Source organism: Mesorhizobium sp. B2-7-3, from assembly GCF_006440715.1.
Lineage (GTDB): Bacteria > Pseudomonadota > Alphaproteobacteria > Rhizobiales > Rhizobiaceae > Mesorhizobium > Mesorhizobium australicum.
Genome location: NZ_VFTY01000007.1, coordinates 324294 through 344643, shown reverse-complemented (window position 1 = coordinate 344643; position 20350 = coordinate 324294). Strand labels below are relative to the sequence as shown.

The 20350-nt window shown below is 63.3% G+C and carries 20 protein-coding genes and 1 tRNA gene; 10 read left to right on the top strand and 11 right to left on the bottom strand.

Going from position 1 to position 20350, the window contains the following annotated elements:
• The first annotated feature begins 115 nt into the window (after positions 1–115).
• The 5 genes from FJW04_RS18550 to FJW04_RS18530 all read left to right on the top strand — a co-directional run bounded on the left by FJW04_RS18550 (position 116) and on the right by FJW04_RS18530 (position 5146).
• Positions 116–190, top strand: a tRNA-Thr gene (locus FJW04_RS18550).
• Between the two features lie 86 nt (positions 191–276).
• A complete protein-coding gene (locus tag FJW04_RS18545) occupies positions 277–903 on the top strand; it encodes a hypothetical protein (protein ID WP_210241305.1) in 627 nt (208 codons plus the stop codon).
• Between the two features lie 217 nt (positions 904–1120).
• The gene (locus FJW04_RS18540) at positions 1121–2788 is read left to right on the top strand and encodes a DUF882 domain-containing protein (protein WP_140715860.1); all 1668 of its coding nucleotides are present in this window, start codon (positions 1121–1123) and stop codon (positions 2786–2788) included.
• 94 nt (positions 2789–2882) lie between these two features.
• Positions 2883–3788, top strand: a complete 906-nt coding sequence (locus FJW04_RS18535) for a MurR/RpiR family transcriptional regulator (protein WP_140715857.1) — start codon at positions 2883–2885, stop codon at positions 3786–3788.
• A gap of 41 nt (positions 3789–3829) precedes the next feature.
• The gene (locus FJW04_RS18530; RefSeq protein ID WP_140715855.1) at positions 3830–5146 is read left to right on the top strand and encodes an ArgE/DapE family deacylase; all 1317 of its coding nucleotides are present in this window, start codon (positions 3830–3832) and stop codon (positions 5144–5146) included.
• Positions 5147–5166: 20 nt separating this feature from the next.
• Here the strand turns inward: FJW04_RS18530 and FJW04_RS18525 are convergent, their stop codons facing one another.
• Genes FJW04_RS18525 through FJW04_RS18505 form a run of 5 tightly spaced genes read right to left on the bottom strand, consistent with a single transcriptional unit; the run spans position 5167 to position 9790 of the window.
• Complete coding sequence (locus FJW04_RS18525; protein ID WP_140715853.1) at positions 5167–6201, bottom strand: branched-chain amino acid ABC transporter permease; 1035 nt, start codon at positions 6199–6201, stop codon at positions 5167–5169.
• Complete coding sequence (locus tag FJW04_RS18520; RefSeq protein ID WP_140660772.1) at positions 6198–7073, bottom strand: branched-chain amino acid ABC transporter permease; 876 nt, start codon at positions 7071–7073, stop codon at positions 6198–6200. Before FJW04_RS18520 ends, FJW04_RS18525 begins: the two co-directional genes overlap by 4 nt.
• Before the next feature lie 9 nt (positions 7074–7082).
• Positions 7083–7796, bottom strand: a complete 714-nt coding sequence (locus FJW04_RS18515) for an ABC transporter ATP-binding protein (protein WP_140614676.1) — start codon at positions 7794–7796, stop codon at positions 7083–7085.
• Entirely contained in the window at positions 7793–8533 is a 741-nt protein-coding gene (locus FJW04_RS18510; protein ID WP_015316277.1) for an ATP-binding cassette domain-containing protein, read from the bottom strand. The genes FJW04_RS18515 and FJW04_RS18510 overlap by 4 nt, the downstream gene beginning before the upstream one ends.
• A gap of 3 nt (positions 8534–8536) precedes the next feature.
• Positions 8537–9790 carry an ABC transporter substrate-binding protein gene (locus tag FJW04_RS18505; RefSeq protein ID WP_140715851.1) on the bottom strand — a complete coding sequence of 418 codons (1254 nt, stop codon included), beginning with the start codon at positions 9788–9790 and terminating at the stop codon, positions 8537–8539.
• A 190-nt stretch (positions 9791–9980) separates the two neighbouring features.
• Between FJW04_RS18505 and FJW04_RS18500 the strand changes: the two genes are divergently transcribed.
• Both FJW04_RS18500 and FJW04_RS18495 read left to right on the top strand, forming a co-directional pair.
• Positions 9981–10799: an alpha/beta hydrolase gene (locus FJW04_RS18500; protein WP_041163341.1), complete on the top strand. Its 819-nt coding sequence runs from the start codon at positions 9981–9983 to the stop codon at positions 10797–10799.
• Between the two features lie 172 nt (positions 10800–10971).
• On the top strand, positions 10972–12366 hold the full coding sequence (locus FJW04_RS18495) for a multicopper oxidase family protein (RefSeq protein ID WP_140715849.1): 1395 nt from the start codon (positions 10972–10974) through the stop codon (positions 12364–12366).
• Positions 12367–12399: 33 nt separating this feature from the next.
• On the opposite strand, the gene FJW04_RS18490 is transcribed toward FJW04_RS18495, so the two are convergent.
• The 3 genes from FJW04_RS18490 to FJW04_RS18480 form a co-directional block, all read right to left on the bottom strand.
• Positions 12400–12687 carry a PTS sugar transporter subunit IIB gene (locus FJW04_RS18490; protein WP_015316281.1) on the bottom strand — a complete coding sequence of 96 codons (288 nt, stop codon included), beginning with the start codon at positions 12685–12687 and terminating at the stop codon, positions 12400–12402.
• 16 nt (positions 12688–12703) lie between these two features.
• The gene (locus FJW04_RS18485; protein ID WP_140715847.1) at positions 12704–13168 is read right to left on the bottom strand and encodes a PTS sugar transporter subunit IIA; all 465 of its coding nucleotides are present in this window, start codon (positions 13166–13168) and stop codon (positions 12704–12706) included.
• A 70-nt stretch (positions 13169–13238) separates the two neighbouring features.
• A complete protein-coding gene (locus FJW04_RS18480; RefSeq protein WP_140715845.1) occupies positions 13239–14645 on the bottom strand; it encodes a PTS transporter subunit IIC in 1407 nt (468 codons plus the stop codon).
• 338 nt (positions 14646–14983) lie between these two features.
• On the opposite strand from FJW04_RS18480, the gene FJW04_RS18475 reads away from it, so the two are divergent.
• The 3 genes from FJW04_RS18475 to FJW04_RS18465 are packed head-to-tail and all read left to right on the top strand — an operon-like array spanning position 14984 to position 16998.
• The gene (locus FJW04_RS18475) at positions 14984–16318 is read left to right on the top strand and encodes an NAD(P)H-dependent oxidoreductase (RefSeq protein WP_140715843.1); all 1335 of its coding nucleotides are present in this window, start codon (positions 14984–14986) and stop codon (positions 16316–16318) included.
• A gap of 45 nt (positions 16319–16363) precedes the next feature.
• Positions 16364–16606, top strand: coding sequence for a type II toxin-antitoxin system VapB family antitoxin (locus tag FJW04_RS18470; RefSeq protein ID WP_015316285.1), 243 nt, complete (start codon positions 16364–16366; stop codon positions 16604–16606).
• Positions 16606–16998, top strand: a complete 393-nt coding sequence (locus FJW04_RS18465; protein ID WP_140715841.1) for a type II toxin-antitoxin system VapC family toxin — start codon at positions 16606–16608, stop codon at positions 16996–16998. Before FJW04_RS18470 ends, FJW04_RS18465 begins: the two co-directional genes overlap by 1 nt.
• Before the next feature lie 10 nt (positions 16999–17008).
• On the opposite strand, the gene proC is transcribed toward FJW04_RS18465, so the two are convergent.
• Genes proC through FJW04_RS18450 form a run of 3 tightly spaced genes read right to left on the bottom strand, consistent with a single transcriptional unit; the run spans position 17009 to position 20180 of the window.
• A complete protein-coding gene (gene proC, locus FJW04_RS18460) occupies positions 17009–17824 on the bottom strand; it encodes a pyrroline-5-carboxylate reductase (RefSeq protein WP_140715833.1) in 816 nt (271 codons plus the stop codon).
• Between the two features lie 60 nt (positions 17825–17884).
• Complete coding sequence (locus tag FJW04_RS18455; RefSeq protein ID WP_015316288.1) at positions 17885–19213, bottom strand: O-antigen ligase; 1329 nt, start codon at positions 19211–19213, stop codon at positions 17885–17887.
• Positions 19182–20180, bottom strand: a complete 999-nt coding sequence (locus FJW04_RS18450; RefSeq protein ID WP_140715830.1) for a glycosyltransferase — start codon at positions 20178–20180, stop codon at positions 19182–19184. The genes FJW04_RS18455 and FJW04_RS18450 overlap by 32 nt, the downstream gene beginning before the upstream one ends.
• Between the last annotated feature and the right edge of the window lie 170 nt (positions 20181–20350).

Below are 20350 nucleotides of genomic sequence, written 5' to 3'. Positions count from 1 at the left end.
CCAACATTGTGGCGCCGCCATGTCAATAAAAGCTATCCGGCAAAACCATTCACAGAAGCGTTGTTCTTGGCCTTGCGCTTGCCGGTTCGATATGGCAGAAGCCCCGCCATCAGCGGCTGCGGTAGCTCAGTGGTAGAGCACTCCCTTGGTAAGGGAGAGGTCGAGAGTTCAATCCTCTCTCGCAGCACCAGACACCCTGCAAACAACGCGGCCTGTGACACCGTCTTTCCGGCACGGACAGGCGATGAACTCACGGCATGCGCTGGAATCCGTGGATTGCCCACGGCGTTGTTCCCTTTGCGCTACCGGGATGATCTAGTGCCCGTTCCCATTCCGGGCATGGCTGCCGAGGCCACAATGCAGATATTCGAGGCCATCAAGAGCGATCTGTATCGCTATACGCGCAGCAGCGACATCGTGACGTTGTGCCGGCAATATCTCACGAATCGGGGCTTCAACTACATGGTCTGGCACCGGATCGCGCAGTCGGACAATTCCGTCGTGTGCGGGATAGCCCGTCTCTTCCTCTCGCTGAAGATGAGGAAATTCGGCATACAAATCCCCGTGGAGACCAGCATCGGCCATGGCTTCTACATAGGCCATGGCGGCCCGTGCGTGGTCCATCATACGGCAACGATCGGCAACAACTGCAACATATCCCAGTATGTGACGATCGGGGCGACGCTTGGCAAATCCGCGTCGATAGGGGACGAGGTCTATATCGGCCCAAACGTGTGCATCGTAGAGGAGGTCACGATCGGCAGCCGCTCGCTTATCGGCGCGGGTGCCGTTGTCACTAGGAATATTCCGGCGGGGAGCACCGTGGTCGGCGTCCCCGCGAGGCCGATCGACAAGGCGCGGCAGCACAATTTCATCACCAATCGATGGCCGCCGGCAATGTGAACAGGTCTATAGTGCTTGCCGGTGGCGCGCCCTCACCGGTCGAACGCATGCGCGGCATGACACGATTCGTTAACCAAGATGCTGTTCTTCGACATGTCGGGTTGTCGGACGGCTGCCTGTCCGGCTGGTTAAGTCATGGCCGGGGAGAGTGCCGAACGAAAGCTCCTCATCTGAGCGAAGACGTCAAATCGCCTGAAACAGGAACGATGTGCAAGGCATGAATGGGATTGAAAGCGAACAAAACCCGCTCGGCGCTTCCCGTCGTTGGACATGGTTGCCGGCCATTGCGATGGCGTTGCTTTGCATGTGTGTCACCGATGCGTTCGCCGAGACGCGCGCCTTGCGGATTCAGCATCTTCATACGGGCGAGAAGGCCGAGATCGTCTTCAAGCGCGATGGGCGCTACGATCAGGCGGGCCTGAAGAAGATCAACTTCATGCTGCGCGACTGGCGCCGCAACGAGCCGACCAGGATGGACCCGCGCCTGCTCGACCTGGTCTGGCAGGCTTACCGCGCCAGCGGCTCGACGGCCTATATCCATGTGGTCAGCGCCTATCGCTCGCCGGCCACCAACGCCATGCTGCGCGGTCGTTCGAAGGGCGTGGCCCGCGAAAGCCAGCACATGGTTGGCCGCGCCATGGACTTCTTCCTGCCTGACGTGCCGCTGAAGAAGTTGCGCGACATCGGCCTGAAGATGCAGGGCGGCGGCGTCGGCTATTATCCGACCTCCGGTTCGCCGTTCATTCATATGGATGTCGGCAATGTGCGGCATTGGCCCGGCATCAGCCGCCTGGAGCTCGCCAGGGTCTTCCCGAACGGCAACACGCTGCATGTGCCGAGCGACGGCAAACCGTTGCCTGGCTACGAGCAGGCGTTTGCCGCCTACGAGTCACGCAAGGTCGCCGGCACGCCCAACATCGAACTGGCCAGCGCCGACCGCGGCCAGCGCAGGCCAGCGCGCGGCCTGCTGGCGACGCTTTTGGGCGGGCGCGGCGCGGATGAAGCCGACGATGCCGCGGAAGCGGCGCCTGCGCCACGCAAGCCGACCAAGTCAGTTGAACCTAAAACGGCCGGTGAACCCAAGATGCCTGGCGACTCCAAGACGGCTGGCCAGGGCATTGCTATCGTGGCGCCGGAGGCAGCCCAGCGGGCGGACGTCCAGATCGCCTCCGCCGATCCGGCCGAAGAAACGCCTGCAAAGACGCCTGAAGCGATCGTCATGGCAATGGCGCCCGGCACGGTGCCTATACCCGCTTTCGCACCGCGCACCGGGTTCGCCGCCACCATTCCAATCCCGCAAGCCGTGCCGTTCGGCGTAGCCAGCAGCGCGTCCACCGCGCGGGTTGAACCGGCGGCGACCGGTGCCGAAATTCCCGTGGCCAGGATGAATGCCGCCCCCGCGATTGCCGGTCCGGACATGCTGGCGCTCAACATCCCTGTCCCGACATGGCGACCGCAAGACCAGACGGGCCCCGCGCGTCAACCGGAGGCGGCCAAATCCGCCGATGCAATCGGTGCCTTGCTGGCCACGCATCACGTCGATGACAGCCTCGATTCGCTGGCTGGACAGCGGATTGCAGTCCCTGCATCGAAACCTGAAGACCGTGTCAGGACCAGCCCCAAGGCCGACCGTGTCCAGCCACGTCTCGATCCCGAAGCCACCGCCGTCATTCTGCCAGCGGCGCCGACCGGCCAATCGGTTGAGACCGGGCGCCGCATCACCGGAACCGGCTCGACAGCGGCGACCGTCATTGCCGCCAATTTCATCCGCACGGCGCCGGAGCAGGTCTATCTCGATGGCTTCCAGCCACGAGGACAGACGTCCGATCACCGCCGCTTCACCGGCTCCGCTGTGAAATTCCTGCCCACCGCCAGGTTCAGATAGGTCGACGCGCAAGTCTGTAAGATATTTTCCAAATTTGACAATCTTGTATGAAATTGTAAGATAATCGTCTTTCCGTTGGCGAGAGGCGATGACCATGTCGATCCGCGAAGAGTTGGCCAACACCACCTTGGCTTTCACGTCGGCGGAAGAAAAGATCGTTCAGGTCCTGCTCGCCGATTATCCGATGTCGGGGCTGGGAACGGCGACCCGGCTGGCGCGACGCGCTGGAGTCAGCGACCCGAGCGTGACCCGCCTGATGACCAAGCTCGGATATGTCGGCTTTGCCGATTTCCAGGCGCGGCTGCTGACGGAAGTCGAATCAAGACTGCATTCGCCGTTGCTGATGATGGAGGCCAAGCGTCCCGGCGGCTCCAGCGAGGGCACGGCACTGGCCTACTTCCATTCGGTTTCCGACAGTCTGGAGCGCACGCGCACGGCGGTCCCCCTGCAGGCCTATACACGCGCTGTCAATTTGCTGCTCGAGACCAAGGGCCAGGTCGTCCTGCTGGGCGGCCGCTTCAGCCGCCACATCGCCTCCATGCTCGCCGGCTATCTCCTGCAGTTCCGCTCCGGCGTGCGCGACATCGGCTCGTTGAGCCCGGCGGATTTCGACTTGCTGATCGACCTCGGCAAGCGCGACCTTCTCGTCGTGTTCGACTACCGGCGCTACCAGTCGGACGTGGTGAGCTTTGCGCGGCAGGCGAAGGAACGCGGCGTCTCCGTCCTGCTGTTCACCGATGTGTGGCTGTCGCCGATCGCTGACGTCGCCGACCTGACGATGGTCGCGGCGATCGACGCCAACTCGCCCTTCGACACGCTGGCGACCGCCGTGGCTCAGATGGAGACCGTTTTCGCCCATGCGCTGGAAGGCCATGGCGCCGGGGTGCGCAAGCGCATCGAGGACATCGAGAAGATCCGCAGCGCCAATGCCGTCACCCTCGATGCCGCCTTGTCGCCGTCCGACAACGAAACCGCCAAACCAAGAGCCACCAGGAAATAGCATCGATGCGCCCGGCGCGGCGGTGCGAGGAAGGAATAACCATGGCTGACGCCCAGACGATCATCGATGCCGTGCAGGCTGAAATCGAGAGAGACCGCGACTGGCTGATCGGGCTTGTCCGCGACATGGTCCGAATCCCTTCGGTCAATCCTAAATTCGAGGCCAATCCGGCGATCAACCGCGAGGCGGATGTCCAGGCTCTGCTGGAGCCGATCCTCAAGAACGATGGCTTCAAGACCGAACAGTGGGACGCCTTGCCCGGCCGGCCCAATCTGGTCGGCGAATGGGCTGGAAACGAGGAGCGCAGCCTGATCCTGTGTGGGCATATCGATGTCGTGCCGGTCGGCGAGATGAAGGACTGGTCGGTCGATCCGTTTGGCGGTGAGATCACGAATGGCCGGCTCTATGGCCGGGGTGCGGTCGACATGAAGGGCGGCGTCGCGGCTTGCGTCGCCGCCGCGCACGCGATCCGCAAGGCGGGTATCACACTGCAAGGCCGGTTGGCCGTCCACTCCGTCGTCGACGAGGAGGCTGGTGGCTTCGGCGCCATGGATGCGGTCAAGAAGGGCAAACTCGCCAAGGCGGTGCTTGTCGCCGAGCCGACCTGGGGCGATGTCCTCCCGGTCGAGGGCGGGCTCGAATGGGCGCGGGTGACGATCCGTGGCCGCAACGCGCATTCGGCGCTGCGTTACAACGAAATCTACCCGCAACGGCACGACAAGGACCGGCTGAAGCCGGGTGTCAACGCCATCGAGATCGCGGCGCGGTTCATTGCCGCCGTCCGCCAATACGAGCTCGACCGGACACGGGCAAAGTCCCATCCGCTGCTGCCGGTCGGCATGAACACGATCAACATCGGAGTCATGCATGGCGGAACGGGCCTTGGCGAACACGGCCTGCCGACGGTGATGACCAACCCGGCCATCATCCCCGATGTTGCCGTGCTCGATCTCGACATGAAGTTTCTGCCGGATGAGAATTCAGCCGAATACCGCCGCGACTTCGAAGCGTTCGTCCATCATTTCGCGCAAACCGACGCCTGGTTGCGCGACAACCCGCCTGCCATCCAGTGGGAGCTCGGCGGGCTGCATTTCCCGCCGATGAACACGCCGGTCGACCATCCGCTGGTGACGTCGCTGATGAAACGCAAGGCGGCGATCGGCAAGGCGCCTCAGACAAGCGGCTTCGTCGCCGTGTGCGATGCAGCGCACTATGCTGGCGCCGGTGTCGACGGTGTCATTTTCGGTCCGTCGGGCGACGGCTTCCATGGCGCCAACGAATATGTCGAAGTGGAATCGGTGGTCGAGACCGCCAAGGTGATCGCGGCATCCGTCATCGACTGGTGCGGCGTGCGCTGAGAAGCTTGCTTTTCAGGTGGTCACGCCGGGCGGTTGATCCGCCCGGCGACGGCACCCCAAGCCGCTTTGATCATGCCGGCCAGTCCGCTGGGATAGGCCAGCATCACGCCGATGATCAGAACCGCCGTGATCATTGGGCGCCATGCGCCGAAATCAGCCATCCACTCGGCGAAAACCGTCAGCACGAAAGAGGCGACGATGGCGCCGTAGATGGTGCTGGTGCCGCCCAGCAGCACCATCGACAGGATGATGGTCGCCAGGCTCATGCCGAACACGTCGATCGAGGCGTTGCGCTGGTAGGCGGCATAGAAGGCCCCGGCGATGCCGGTAAAGAAGGCGCTTGCCGCAAGCGTCAGCATGCGCTGGCGCACGATCGAGACACCGCGGCTGACGGCGTATTCCTCATTGTCGCGCAGCGCCACGATGCTGGCGCCGGCGCGCGAGCGCACGAACACACGCAGGAACAGCGTGCTCGCCCCCAGCAGCGCCAGCGCGATGTAGAAATAGGCGAATTTGGCGTCGCGGACCATATTGTGGTCGAACCAGTAGAGGCCGGGGATACGCACGATCCCTTGCGTGCCGCCGGTGATGTCGGACTGGCTGAGGATCACTTGCATGACCAATTGCGCGAAGCCGAAGGTGACCAGGATGATATAGATGCCCTTCAGGCGCAGGATCGGGATGGTCACCACGATCGCGGCAAGCGTGGCGATGATGCCGCTGGCAAACAGCGCGATCCACGGATCGAGCCCGGCCAGCTTGGTCAGCAGGCTGTAGGCGTAGACGCCGATGCCGAAGAGCGCCAGATGACCGAAATTGAAGACGCCGCCATAGCCGAGGCTGAGGTCCCAATTCGACGCCACGATGGCGTAGATAAAGGCCATGATCAGGATGTGGCGGGCATAGGTGTCGCCGAAGACGAGCGGCAGCAGCGCCAGCACGGCCAAGCCGAGCACGAATCCGATGGCTTCGTGCTTCCACGGCGTGCGGCCAGGTGCGATCGGGGTTGCCGCCGCTGTGCGGATCTGGGTGATCGGCGAGGTCGTGTCGGTCATGCGAGGCCTCGCGAGCGGCTGGCGAAAATGCCCTCGGGACGTACCATCAGGGTCAGGATCAGCACGCCGAACAGCAATGCCGGCGTCCAGTAGAGCCCGAAATAATAGCTGCAGGCGGCCTCGAAAAAGCCGATCAGATAGGCGGCGAAGATCGGTCCCGATATGCTCGATATGCCGCCGAAGACGACGACGATCAGCGCCTTGAGCAGCGGGTCTGAGCCCATCACGGGCGACATGAAGCGATAGCCGCCCATGAAGATGCCGGCGAGCCCCGCCAACGAAGCGGCGATGGCGAAGGCCAGCCCGTAGAGCGCGGTGACATTCAGGCCGACCAGATGGCTGGCATCCTCGTTCTGCGCGACCGCACGCAATGCCAGCCCGAGGCGCGAACGGTTGAGGAACATCCACAACGCCGCCAGGATCAGCGGCGTGATGACGATGATGGCGATCTGGTGCAGCGAAACGCCGACGCCGCCGATGGTGGCGTTGCCGTCCACCAGCGCCGGGATCTGCTTGGAGCGCGGCCCCCAGATGGTGAGCGCTCCGTTCTCGATCAGCGATCCGGCGGCAAGCGTGGTGATGACGACGACCAGCACGATGTTGGGCCGGCCGATCAGCGGCCGCACGACGCTTGCCTGCAGGATCCAGCCGGCGCCGGCCATGACGACCACGGCGACGGGAAAGGCTACCGCCGCCGGCAGGCCGAGTTCCACCAATTGCCAGGCGACATAGGCGCCCAGCATCATGAACACGCCATGGCTGAAGTTGAACACGCCGATCGTCGTCCAGACCAAAGCGAGCCCGACCGCCATCATGGCGTAGAGCGAACCTTGGAACAGGCCGCCGAACAGGATTTCCGCCAATGCGCTCATACCAAGTTCCTAGTGGCCAAAATACATCGACATGATCTCGCCGTGGTCGAGGCTCTCGCCCGGCTTGATCTCGGTCGCCACCGCGCCGTGGTTGACGAGGTAGAGTTGCTGCGTCAGTTCCAGCAGGAACTCGATGTCCTGCTCGACGACGATCAGCGGCACCCCGCCGCGCGAAATGTCCATGACGGAGGCGCAGAGTTCGTCCTTGATCTTGGGGGCCAGCCCAAGCGTCGGCTCGTCGAGGATCAGGAGGCGCGGATGGCTCATCAGCGCCGTGCCGATCGACACCATCTGGCGCTCGCCGCCCGACAGCGTGCGCACGCGCTGGCGCCAGCGTTCCGCCAGTTTCGGGAACAGTTTGATCACCTTCTCGCGGTTCTCCGCCTCATGCGGACGGGCGCGCGGCGAATAGGCGCCCAGCGCCATGCAGTCGGCGATGGAGAGGTCGGGAAACAGCCGGTTGCCTTGCGGCACGTGGATCAGGCCGGCGCCGACGATGGCGCGGGCGCTGAGGCCTGCTATGTCTTGCCCGTCGAACTGGATGCGGCCGTTCTTCGGCCGGAGCAGGCCGGAGACGGTGCGCAACAGGGTCGTCTTGCCATGACCGTTGGGTCCGAACAGGCCGACATTGCCGAAGCGGCCAGCTTCCAGCGAAATGTCGTGCAGCACGGTGACGCGGCCATAGCCGGCGGTGACGCCTTCGACGGTGAGGATGGGAATCACGCCACCGCCCTCCTGGTTCCGAGATAGGCCTCGATGACGCGCTGGTCGGCGATCACGCTTGCCGGCTCGCCAGCGGCGAGCACGCGGCCATTGTTAAGCACCAGCAGATGCTGCGACAGGCTCATCAGGAAGGTCAGCACATGCTCGATCAGGAGGATGGTGATGCCGCGTTCGGCGGTGCGGCGGATCAAACCGATCGACGTCTCGATCTCGGGCTTGGTCAAGCTCGATGCCGGTTCGTCGAGCAACAGCATACGTGGCTGCATGGCGATCGCGGTGGCAAGCATCAGGCATTTGCGCTCGAAGACGGAAAGCTCGCCGGCCAGCCGCCCGAAGGACACTGAACCCAAGCCGACAAACTCCAGTGCCTCTGCGGCCGCCTCGCGGGCGGCTGCCGCTGCACCTTTCTCCTTTCTGCCGTAGCTGGCGCCGATCAGCGCGTTCTCGAATACGGTCAGCCCGTCGAAGCTGGTTTCGCGCTGAAAGGTGCGGGCAAGGCCGAGGCGCGCGATGGCATGTCCAGACTTGCCGTTGATCGCGGTCCCGTCAAAGCGGATGTGGCCTCTGTCCGGCCCGAACGGGATGCCGGTGATGATGTTGAACAGCGTGCTCTTGCCGCTGCCGTTCGGGCCTGCGATGCCAAAGATCTCGCCAGCCTCGACCTTGAACGACACGCCATCGACGGCCTTCAGCGAACCGAAGGCCTTCGATACGTCGTCCAATTCAAGCAGGGCCATGCCTCACTGCATCCAGGGCTGCGGCTTGAAGGCACCGGTGGCGTATTTTTCCGGCGAGATCAGCGTGCGCTGGCCGTCCCAGATCTGAAAGAAGGTGATCGGGATATAGTCGTCGCCCTGCGTGGCGAGATGCGTGGCGGGATCGAATTTCAGCCGGCCTTCGGCGACCTGCTTGTCGGTCTCCGACAGCGCCTTCATGATCGCGGCGTGGTCGGATGCGCCGCCGACTTTCTTGACCGCGTCGAAATAGACGTTGGTCATTTCATAGAGGCCGACGCCATAGGTGCCGCTCTCGACGCCATATTTGGCCTTGAACTTGGCCGCCACCTCATCGGCGCGCGGGTTCTTCGGCGTCGTCAGCGCCCCGCCGAGGAGATTGTAGATGACGCCATTCGACTTTTTGCCGGTGAGTTCGACGAATTCCGGAACACTCGGCGCATATTGCAGGAAGACAAGGCTCTTGGTCGGCTGTTCGAGGAACTGGTTCAGGAAAGACGCCGAATTGCCCGGCAGATAATCGGTGTTGATGACGACATCGAGAACATTCTCGCGCACCTTGGCCAGGATCGAACGCCAGTCGGTGACTTCGCCGAAGGGCACGATCTCATCGACGCTGATAGTCCAGCCCTTCTCCTTGAAAGTCTTCTTCATGCCCTCCGAGATGGTCTTCGAATAGGCGTTGTCGGAGGAGATGATGGCGACTTTCTTGGTCGGCAATGTGATCTTGCCGTCGGCCGCGAGTTTCTCGACGAACAAGGTGACGTCGGTGTTGTAGGCGTCGAAGGACGGCGTTAGCGACCAACAGCACATGTACTTGTCTGGACTCGGCGCGATGATGTCCCTGGTCTGCTGCGAGGTGGCCGCCAGCATGTAGGGCATCTCGGCCTCGGCCATGTTGTCGATCTCGAAATTCGTCAGGCTGGCGTAGCCGGTGAGCATGAATTGCACGCCGGGATCGCCAAGCAGGCGCTCGACCGCGCTGGTGACGTTGCCGGCGGACTGATCCTTGACGTCGCCGACCACCAGTTCGAATGTGTTGCCGGCAACGCCGCCGGCGGCATTCGCCTCATCGATTGCCATCTGCACGCCGCGCTGGAATTCCTGGCCGTCCGCCGCGGCAGGGCCCGTGATCGGCGCCAGCAGGCCGATCTTGACGACATCGGCGAAAGCGGGGGCGCTTGCCGTGGCAAACGCCGCGATCAGGGCCGTGGTCATCAGCATATGGCGGAGTCTGTTGCCTGCGAATTTGGATTTCATCGTGCCGTTCCCTCTTTTCCTCCCGTTCATCGGGAGTTGGATAATTGACAATCTACGCACAATTGTTGTTATTTGAAAAGGATTTTTCAACGGCACGAGACCGGGAAAATGTTATGGCAGGGCTTGGGGAGGCGGCGGCGCTTTGTTGTGCAACTGCTTCGAAACAGGGCGATTCCAGACGGAGCCAAAGATGACGATCGCGCAGAAGACCCTTGAAACCAGTCACGGCAGGATCGCCGTTCGCGAGACCGGCGGCAAAGGCACCGCCGTCCTGCTGATCCACGGCAATTCGTCTTCCGGTGCCGTTTTCCGCAACCAGCTCGAGAGCCCGCTGGGCGAGCGCTACCACATGATCGCCCCCGATCTGCCGGGCCACGGCGCCTCCGGCAATGCGATCGATCCGGACCGCTCCTACAGTATGGAAGGCTATGCCGATGCGATGACCGAAGTGCTCGGCCTGCTCGGTATCGACAAGGGCATCGTCTTCGGCTGGTCGCTCGGCGGTCATATCGGGCTGGAGATGATCGACCGTTATCCTGGCCTGCTTGGCCTGATGATATCGGGCACTCCGCCTGTAGCGCCCGAGGAGGTCGGCAACGGCTTCAAGTCGAGTCCGCATATGCATCTTGCCGGACAAGAGGCCTTCACCGCCGCTGATGTCGAGGCTTATGCGCGCAGCACTTGCGGGGAACCGTTCGAACCGTTCCTCCTCGACACGGTGGCGCGCACCGACGGGCGGGCGCGGCGCCTGATGTTCGAGAAATTCGCGGCCGGCACAGGCCGCAACCAGCGCGAGATCGTCGCCGGCAAGACGCCTCCGATAGCCGTTCTCAATGGCATCGACGAGCCTTTCGTGAACACCGATTTTGTCTCAGCGGTCAAGTTCTCCAACCTGTGGGAAGGCAAGGCGCATCTGCTCGACAAATCGGGCCATGCGCCGTTCTGGGATTCTCCCGGCCGCTTCAACCCGATCTTCGCCCGCTTCCTGGAAAGCGTGGATCAGGCATAGACTCGCCGCAAGGCACCGACCAGCCGCCATCGACCGGAATGTGTCCAGCCCTGCTGGCCTCATTGCACTGACAGGAGGAGGGCGGCCGCGACTGGGCCGTTGGCAAGGCATGCGTGTCCGGCTATGACGGCAAAGTTGCGGAGAGCAGTCAGCTTTTCCGTTGGAGTGCGACATGACCGTATTTACACGCCGCGGACTGCTGAAAACTGCCGCCGTTGCCGGTGCGAGCGGGCTCGGGCTTGCCGCCATGGGCAGGATTGGCGGCTGGGCGGCGTCCGCGCCTGAGCCGGTGGTGCTGCGGACGGCGAAAATCCAGGCGAAGCTGATGGATGTCGGCCAGACCAACAATGTGCTGACTTACGGCAAAGCGGGAATGCCGCCGGTGCTCAGGATGAAAAAAGGCGAACCCTTTGCCGCGCGCCTCGACAATGCCATCGACGATCCGACGACCATCCACTGGCATGGTATTCGCCTGCCGAACAAGATGGATGGCGTGCCCTTCCTGGTGCAGCCTTACGTCTACACCGGCGATCATTTCGACTATGCCTTCACGCCGCCCGATGCCGGCACCTTCTGGTATCACCCGCACTGCAACACGCTGGAGCAGATGGGGCACGGCCTGACCGGCGTGATCGTGGTTGAAAACCCGAACGATCCGGAATTCGACGCTGAATTTGTCCTCAACCTGCGCGACTGGCGCCTTGGCGACGACGGCCAGTTCATCGACCAGTTCCGGCCGCGCGATGCCGCGAGAACCGGCACTTACGGCACGGTGCGTACCGCCAACTGGCTCGATCAGCCGCAATATGACGCGCCCGCCGGCGGGCTGGTGCGGCTGCGCATCGCCATTACCGATGTCACCCGCATCTATGCCTTTCGCGTCGACGGCGCCGAAGCGATGGTGATGGCGCTGGACGGCAATCCGGTGCCGGAGCGCTTTGCGCCCGATGCCTTGCTGCTTGGACCGGGGCAGCGCATGGAACTCGCCATCCGCATGCCCGACGATGAGGGCGCGATCGTCAGCCTGCGGGACGTCAGGGGCACCAAGCCCAAGGTGCTGGCGACGCTGCGCGCGACGGGCAACTCGCTCAAGCGGGACGTTCGCGACGTTGCGCCGCTGGAAGTGAATCCGGTGGCGGAAGTGGATCTCGGCTCGGCCCAGCATATCTCCCTGTCGCTCAGCGCCACGGCGGAGAACGTCCCGAGCGACAGCATCTGCGGTTCTCTCGGCTACAGTTTCTGGGCGATCAACAAGGTGCCGTGGCCGGGCGATACGCCCGATCCAACCGCGCCGCTCGCCGAGCTGAAGCTTGGCAGGAGCTATGTCATCGACATGGAGAACCTGACGCCGCAATCGCATCCGATGCATTTGCACGGCATGAGCTTCAAGGTTTTGTCATCCTCGACGCGGCCGGTGCGGCCGTTAATTTCGGACACCTATCTCATCCAGCCCAATGAGAAGGTGAGCCTTGGCTTCGTCGCCGACAATCCCGGCGACTGGCTGCTGCATTGCCACATCATCGAGCACCAGAAATCGGGCATGACGAGTTACGTCAGGGTGGTCTGAGCCGGGCCCACCGAAGGCAGCATTGTCCGCGACCTACTTGCGCAGTTGCGCCTCGATCTCGTCGAGCACCTTGTCCTTGCCGATGCCGGTGAGGAAGGCGAGGCCCTTGATGACCGGCTTGGTCACCGAAGCCGAGATCGGCGTGGTGGCGACGATGAAGTCGACGCTGTCGGCGAGCCCCGGCACTTCGGTTGCCTTGGCCTGCTGCGCGTTGAAGGTAAGGCCGCGCATCTTCATCGCCTCGGTAACGGCGACGTTGACCGCCGTCGAGGTGGCGATGCCGGTGCCGCAGGCAAAGAGAATTGTCTTCTGTCTGGCCATCTTTGCTTTCCCTTGATTAGCAGCCGAGCACGGTGCGCACGTCGTCAAGCGTCCTGGCCGACCTCAAGCCGTCCAATGCATCTGGATTCTGGATCGTTGCCATGACGGACTGCAGCGCTTCAATCTGCTTGTCCTTGTCATTGATCGCAAGCAGGAAGACAAAACCCACCGGCAGCTTCTCGTCGGGGTCTTCCATGTTGGCGAAGATCACCGGCCTTCTCAGCGTGCCCATTGCGATGCCGGGCTTCAGCACATGCTCGGGATCGGTGTGGGGCACCGCGACATTGTCGGCGCGTTCCAGCGGCAATCCTGTCGGGATGGTCATTTCGCGGCGCACGACCGCGTCGGCATAGGAGCTCTTGACATAGCCAAGGGCCTCGAGCCGTCCCGCCAGGACGCGGATGATCTCCTCATTGGTCAACGCGTCCGACCCGAGCACGATCGCTTCGGGATCCAGAAGCTGCATGAGGGCGTCGGACATGTCTTGCTCCGTCGATAAATCGTGCGCCGGCGAAGGCGCACGATCGTTTCAGATGAAGGCATGCTTGCGTTCAGGCCGTGCCTTCGGCCGGCTCGTCCTCGGCGCCCGCCGCCCGTTCCCAGCCGAGCGGATTGCGGCGATAGAGCACGAACAGGGCCGCGATGACCACGGCGATCACGATGATGCCGATCAGCCCAAGTCCCTGGATGGCCTCGATGATCACATAGGGCACCCACAGGAAGCCGTCGACCACCGAGGTGATCTGCAAAGCATCCGCCGGCAGTTTGAAGCCCGACGCGACGGCCGCACTGGTGAACAGCGGCGCCAGGGCGTTGGCGACATAGAAGCCGATCGCCAAGGTCACCGTGCCGATCACCACCATGCGGAACACATTGCCCTTGACCAGCGGGGCGGTCATGGCGACGATGAACGGGATGACCGCCAGATCGGCGAACAGGATGACGCGGTTGCCCGGCAGGATCACCGACAGGATGATCGCGATCGGCACCAGGATCAGCGACGACGAGATCGCGGCGGGATGGCCGATCAGGATCGCCGAATCGAGGCCGACGAGAAGCTCGCGATCGCCAGTGCGCTTGCGCACGAACTCCTGCGCCGCGTCGGAAACCGGGATCAGGCCCTCCATCAGGATCTTCACCATGCGCGGCAGCAGCAGCATAACCGCGGCAAGTGTCATTCCGGTGCCCAGCACCTTGGCCAGCACCGTGCCGGGATCGCCGGCATTGTAGAAGGCGATGGCGCCGAGCACGAGGCCGATGATCAGGCCGAGCACGACCGGTTCGCCGAACACGCCGAAGCGGCGCTCGATGGTTTCGGTGTTGATGTTGATGCGGTTGATGCCGGGAATGCGGTCCATGATCCAGTTCAGCATGATGGCGATCGGCAGGATTTGCGCCGAGGCGAGATGCGGCACCGAAATGCCGGGAACGCCGTAGAATTGCTGCACCGCGCGCGCCGACCAATCGGCGAACAGCAGCGACAGCGCCGCAACCAGGGCCGCGATGGCAATGCCGTAGGCCAGATTGTCGGTGGCGGCGACGACGAGCGAGCCGACGAAGGCGAAATGCCAGAAATTCCAGACGTCGACATTGAGCGTGCGCGTCATGCGCGTCAGCAACAGCACGATGTTGACCAGGATGCCGACCGGGATGACCCAAAGCCCGACCGAGGAGCCAAAGGCGATGGCGGCCGCCGAGGGCCAGCCGACGTCGATAATGTCGCGATGAATGCCGGTGTTGGTGACAATGGCCTTGGCGACGTCGCCGATCGACGTGAACATCAGGCCAAGCACAAGGTTGATACCGATGAAGGCGACCCCGATGGTGACGGCGGCGCGAAAGGCCTTGCTGACCTTGGCGCCCAAAACCACGGCAATGATGAAAATGACGATCGGCAGCAGGATTGTCGCGCCGAGCGTGTCGATGGCCCCCTTGAGGCCAGCGAGTAGAGTATCCATTCTTCCTCCCCTGGAGCCCCGAGCCTAAAGCTTCGCGGTGCTCCTTTCTCTCAGCCTCTGCCGCCATCTTAGCGCAAAGGCACTCCCCAGATGCCGCGAGACGAGTGCCCCTCCGAGCGGTTGTCTCGATGAACATTTGCCTTTGTTGGCAAACGAATGTTTTATTGAGACTGTTCGCAACAATGTCAATTGGCAAGCCTTTGGGCCAATCGGCCAAGGCGACGACGCTTGTTACGGGTCATTTTCGTTGGAAATCGCCGGTCGCGAGCGGTTTTGTTGGCACAGGGGAATGGTCCCTGCTAATTCGCGTCCAGACCAAGAAGCTGTGGACATCCCGCATGACCAATGTCGCCTTGACCGGGCTTGCCCGCGATCTCGCCAGACGTGCCGCCGACGGCCGCCCGGTGCGCATCGGCATCATCGGCTCCGGCGAAATGGGCACTGACCTCGTCACGCAAGGCATGCTGATGCCCGGCATTGCGGTTTGCGCCGTCTCGACCCGGCGCCCGCACACCGCGCGTGACGCCATCCGCATCGCCTACGGTGACGAGGCGATGGCGGTCGAAGCCGACACCGCGTCGAAAGTCACCGCGGCGATCGAGGTTGGAAAAATAGCCATCACCTCGAACGAGATGCTGGTCACCAACCCACTGATCGATGTCGTCATCGACGCCACCGGCAAGCCGGGCGTCGCCGCCGATTTCGACCTGATGGCGATGGAGCACGGCAAGCACCTGGTGATGATGAATGTCGAGGCCGACGTCACCATCGGCTGTTACCTCAAGCAGCAGGCCGACCGGCTTGGCGTGGTTTATTCGGTCGGCGCCGGCGACGAGCCGTCGAGCTGCATGGAACTGATCGAGTTCGCGTCCGCACTCGGCCTTACCATCGTCTCGGCTGGCAAGGGCAAGAACAACCCGCTCAACCACGATGCCGTGCCTGACGACTATCGCGAGGAAGCGACCCGCCGCAACATGAACCCGCGCATGCTGGTCGAGTTCGTCGACGGCTCCAAGACCATGGTCGAGATGTGCGCCATCGCCAACGCCACCGGGCTGGTGCCTGACGTGCCCGGCATGCATGGTCCCAAGGCCGACCGCGATGACCTCGTCAAGGTGCTGATCCCGCGCGAGGATGGTGGCCTCCTGCTGAAAAAAGGCGTCGTCGACTACACCATCGGCAAGGGTGTGGCGCCCGGTGTCTTCGTCATCGTCGAGGCGACGCATCCGCGCATCATCGAACGCATGGACGACCTGCATATCGGCCGCGGTCCCTATTACAGCCTGTTCCGGCCCTACCATCTGACCTCACTGGAAGTGCCGCTGACGGCCGCTCGCATCGTGCTGTTCGGCAAGCCCGACATGGTGCCGCTGCCGCGGCCGGTTGCCGAGGTCTGCGCCGTCGCCAAGCGCGATCTCGCCGCCGGCGAGACCTTCGATGCGATCGGCGAGACCTGCTATCGCTCCTGGACCATGACCGTCGGCGACGCGCGTTCCCAGCGCGCCGTGCCGGTCGGCCTGCTCGAGGGCGGCAAGGTGCTGAAGCCGGTCAGGAAAGGTGCACTGCTGACCACCGACAATGCAGCGCCAGACCGGACGACCAGTCTGTTCGCGCTGCGTCGCCTGCAGGACGAGATGCTGTACGGAAACAAGCCCGTTGTGGCGCTGTCATGACAGATGCGCTATATTGTAATGGCAGATGACGCCGAGGATCGACCAATGAACCTCCAGATCAGGGACCCGCGTGCACGTGAACTGGCACAGCGGCTCGCCGCCAAACGCAAGATTTCGATGACCGAGGCGGTGATCGAAGCTCTTGAGTCCGAACTGAAACGGGAAAGTGGACGCGCTCCGTTGGCGCAGCGGCTGGCTGCCATCGCCGATGAACTCAAAGCCAGAGCTGGCCAGGGCGGCCGGCCCGTACACAAGGATGAGATCGATGAGATGTGGGGCCACTCCTGATGTTTGTCGACACCTCGGTGGTCGTCGCAATTCTTTCGGGAGAAGGAGATGCTGGCGAGTGGAGCAACCGCATCGCGGTAGCACCTCGCACTATTACTTCCGCGCTGGTGGTGCTCGAAGCGGCTATGCGGCTTTCAACTATGCTGGCGGTCGAGCCGCTCGTCGCTGAAGTGGCGATAGAGGCTTTTCTCCGCGAGGCCGAAATCGAAATCGTTCCCATCGACGCCGGCGACGCCAAGCTCGCGGTCCAAGCTTTTTCAGACTATGGAAAAGGACGCGGGCATCCCGCCCAACTCAACCTGGCCGATTGCCTGTCCTATGCTTGCGCAAAGGGCCGCGGCTCTGCTCTGCTCTACAAAGGCAACGACTTCTCGCATACCGATCTGGCCTAGGGAGTCTGCTCTATTTCCCTAGTTCGATCGACCGCAGCCGCGCCGCTTCCACCGCTTGCGTAAGGAGATTGGTCAACCGGTCATCGCCCATCAGCACGCCAAGCGCCGCCGCCGTCGTGCCGTTGGGGCTGGTCACCTGCTTGCGCAGCACGGCCGGGTCCTCGCGGCTTTCAGCGGCGAGCGATGCCGCGCCGTAAACGGTCTGCATGGCGAGCAGCCTGGCGGTCGCCGCCGGCAGGCCGGCCTTCTCGGCGGCCACCGTCAGCGCCTCGATGAAATGGAAGATATAGGCCGGACCCGATCCGGACACGGCGGTCACCGCATCCATAAGGCCTTCGTCGTCGATAGTGGCCACTTCGCCGCTGGCCGACAGAAGGTCGGCGACGAAGCGCTTGGCGTCGGCGGAAACCAGGGGATTGGAAAACACCACCATCATGCCCTTGCCGATGGCCGCCGGCGTGTTGGGCATGCACCGCACAACGGGGGCGCGGTTGCCGAGGATGCCCTCGAAGGTGGCGGACGGCGTGCCGGCGGCGATGCTGACGAAAGTGGTGCGTCCATCGCCGAAGCGCTTGTACGCGGCGGTGACGTCGCGAATCACCTGAGGTTTCACCGCGATGACGACCAGATCGGGCACGGCATCCGCCGGAATGGCCCCGGCATCCGCTGCCGAGCCGCAGCCAAGCGCCACTGCGCGATCGCGCAGCTCGGCATTGGGCTCGACCACGAAAACCGCCGAGGGTGCAAGCTTGCCGGACTTCAGCCAGCCCGAGAGCATGGCGTAACCCATATTGCCGCAACCGGCGAGAACAAGCCTGATCGTCATCGAGAGCCCTCCGAGGAAAGGCCATGACATAGACGCTCGCGGGTCGGTGGGGAAGCCCTCTCAGGACCGCTGAACAGGCGTGCGCACCGCGATCGGCCGCAACGACACTTGCCTGAGGCCCAGCACGCCGAGCACGAAGAACAGCCAGACCGGATCGCCGCGATGGAAGAAGAAGCTCTCGAGAAAGGCGTTGAGTGCGGTGAACAGCACCACCATCATGAAGAAATCGCCGAGATAGATGTTCTCCTTGCGCTGCGGAATGCGCATATAGTCGCGCAATGGTGCGATGAGGAACGTGTAGACCGCCACGCAAAGGGCAGGGATGCCCATCAGCACCGCGATGTCGAGATAGCCGTCATGGCCGTGCACGATGGTCCTGATGTCCCACGGGCGATCGAAGGGTTGGTCCTGGTTGAGCAGCAGCGGCGTGCCCCAGAAGCTCTCATAACCGTAGCCGGTCCACGGCTTCTTCGCCAGCATCGAGCCGGCGAACTCCCACAATGTCGTCCGGCCGGTATAGGTGAGGTCGGGGAAGTAGATGGCCGCCAGATGCTTCACCGGCGGCAGGAAGACGATGCCCAGCGTGCCGACCGCCGTGGCGATGATCGCCAGCATGAACAGGATCGGCGTACCGAGCCGCATGCCCATCAGACTCGGAAACATCACGATCAGGATCGAGAACGGCACCAGCCCGGCGGTGGTCTTGGAGCCGGTGTGCAGCATGAAGATCATCGCCGCGCAGAAGATACCCGCGCCCCACCAGCGCTGGCCGCGTCGGTAGAGATAAAGCCCGGCGAAGCTGAAGCAGGCCATGATCGGGCCGGCGATGTTCTTGTGGGTGAACACCCCGCGCCACAGGCCGGCATGTTCGGGCTCCTGCGAGTCAGCCGTGTGCATCGCCTCGTGCGGAAAGACGATCAGGCCGAGATAGGACAGGCCCATGACCACAACCGCGGTGAAGATGATGACCCTGGAGAAGGACTCGGCGTCGCGGGGTAGCGCCAGAATCGTCGCCATCGTCAGGATGCCGATCATGGTGAAGGACGCCGCGCGCATTGCCGAGGGCGGATCGGTCGCCAGCACCACCGACAGGAAGAAGAAGCCCAGCATCAGTATCCAGGACGGGCTGAGCAGCGAGCGCACGACGCGCGGATCGGCGAAGGCCATCAGCGCGAAGATCGAAATCCCGCCGAGCGAGCCGAAGCCGAGCTGATTGACGATGTCGCCCCCTTCGCCGGTGAGTTCGGCGCCGGCCGGCTGGAACGGGCGGAAGGACACCATGATGACGGTGAACAGCAGCGCGGCGATCGCGGTCGCCACGCCACCGCGCGTGAACGCGGCGCTGAGCGGCGCGCGCTCAGTTCTTCTCAGGCTGGCGGTATTGCTCATTGGCATATCCGAATTCGGCCAGCACGCGGCCCAGCGCCACATGGACGGGGTAGATGGCGGCCGCCGGGGATCCCGTGCGCGCCAGCCGCATGATGCCGCGAAGCGGCGAGGCGGCAAGCAGCGCCAGGCTCCTGGCGAATACCTTGGCGCCGGCGAACGGCATGCCGGCGCGCCTCTTCTTTTCCACCAGTGTCGAGATGACACCGTTGCGTAGGCTGCGGGCGCGGATCCAGTCGGTCTCGACGCGCCGGGCCGGAACGGTCTCCCGCACCTTGGCTTCGGCGCACCAGCCCAGCACGAAGCCGCGTTGCGCCGACCGGCTGAGAAAGTCGGAATCGCCGCCGCCCATGAAATTGAATCTGAGATCGAGGAAGGGCGGCCCCATCGCGGTCAGCACGTTGCGCCCGACCAGAAGATTGCCGGACGAATAGAGCGCGGGCACCCGTCCCGTCTCCCGGTAGGGGGGTGCGAAGACGGGATGCTCGGCCCATTTGGCATGGGCAGGATCGGCAAAAACGGGCACCTGCGGGCCGCCGACGATGTCGGCGGCGAGCGTTTCGGCGGCGTGGCACATCCGCTCCAGCCATTGCGGATCGGCGGTCTCGTCATCGTCGATGACCAGAAGATGCTTGAAGTTCGGGAACTGCAGGATCGCCGTCTGCCAGCCGGCATTGTAGGCGCTGCAATTGCCGCGCTCATGCGCGATGATGACCATGCCCGGTATCTCGCCGCGCTCGAACAGCGGCAGCACCGCCTTGGCGCCCTCCCGCGCCTCGGCCTCGTTTTCGATGAGGATGACGGCAAAGCGCCTGTCGGTTTGCTGCGCGCGAAGCGACGCCAGTGTCTCCAGCACCTGCTGCGGCCGCTTGAACGTCGGCAAGGTGACGATCGCTTCGACGGGCTCCACGTCGAGCAGGCGAGATCGTCCCGCGATCGATACCGAACCGTCCAATGGCAAAGGGATCATCCGTGTCCAGCCGCGTCGTGAGTCGCGTTCTGGTACCACCACGATGATAAGGTTTCGTTAATCACCTTGCACGGAGAGGCCCGCCAGACATGGGTTTTGGGGCGTTGATCGTGCTCGTTTAATCAAGGGTTCACCGCGCTTTGCTACCGGCTACACCACAGGATAGGTAA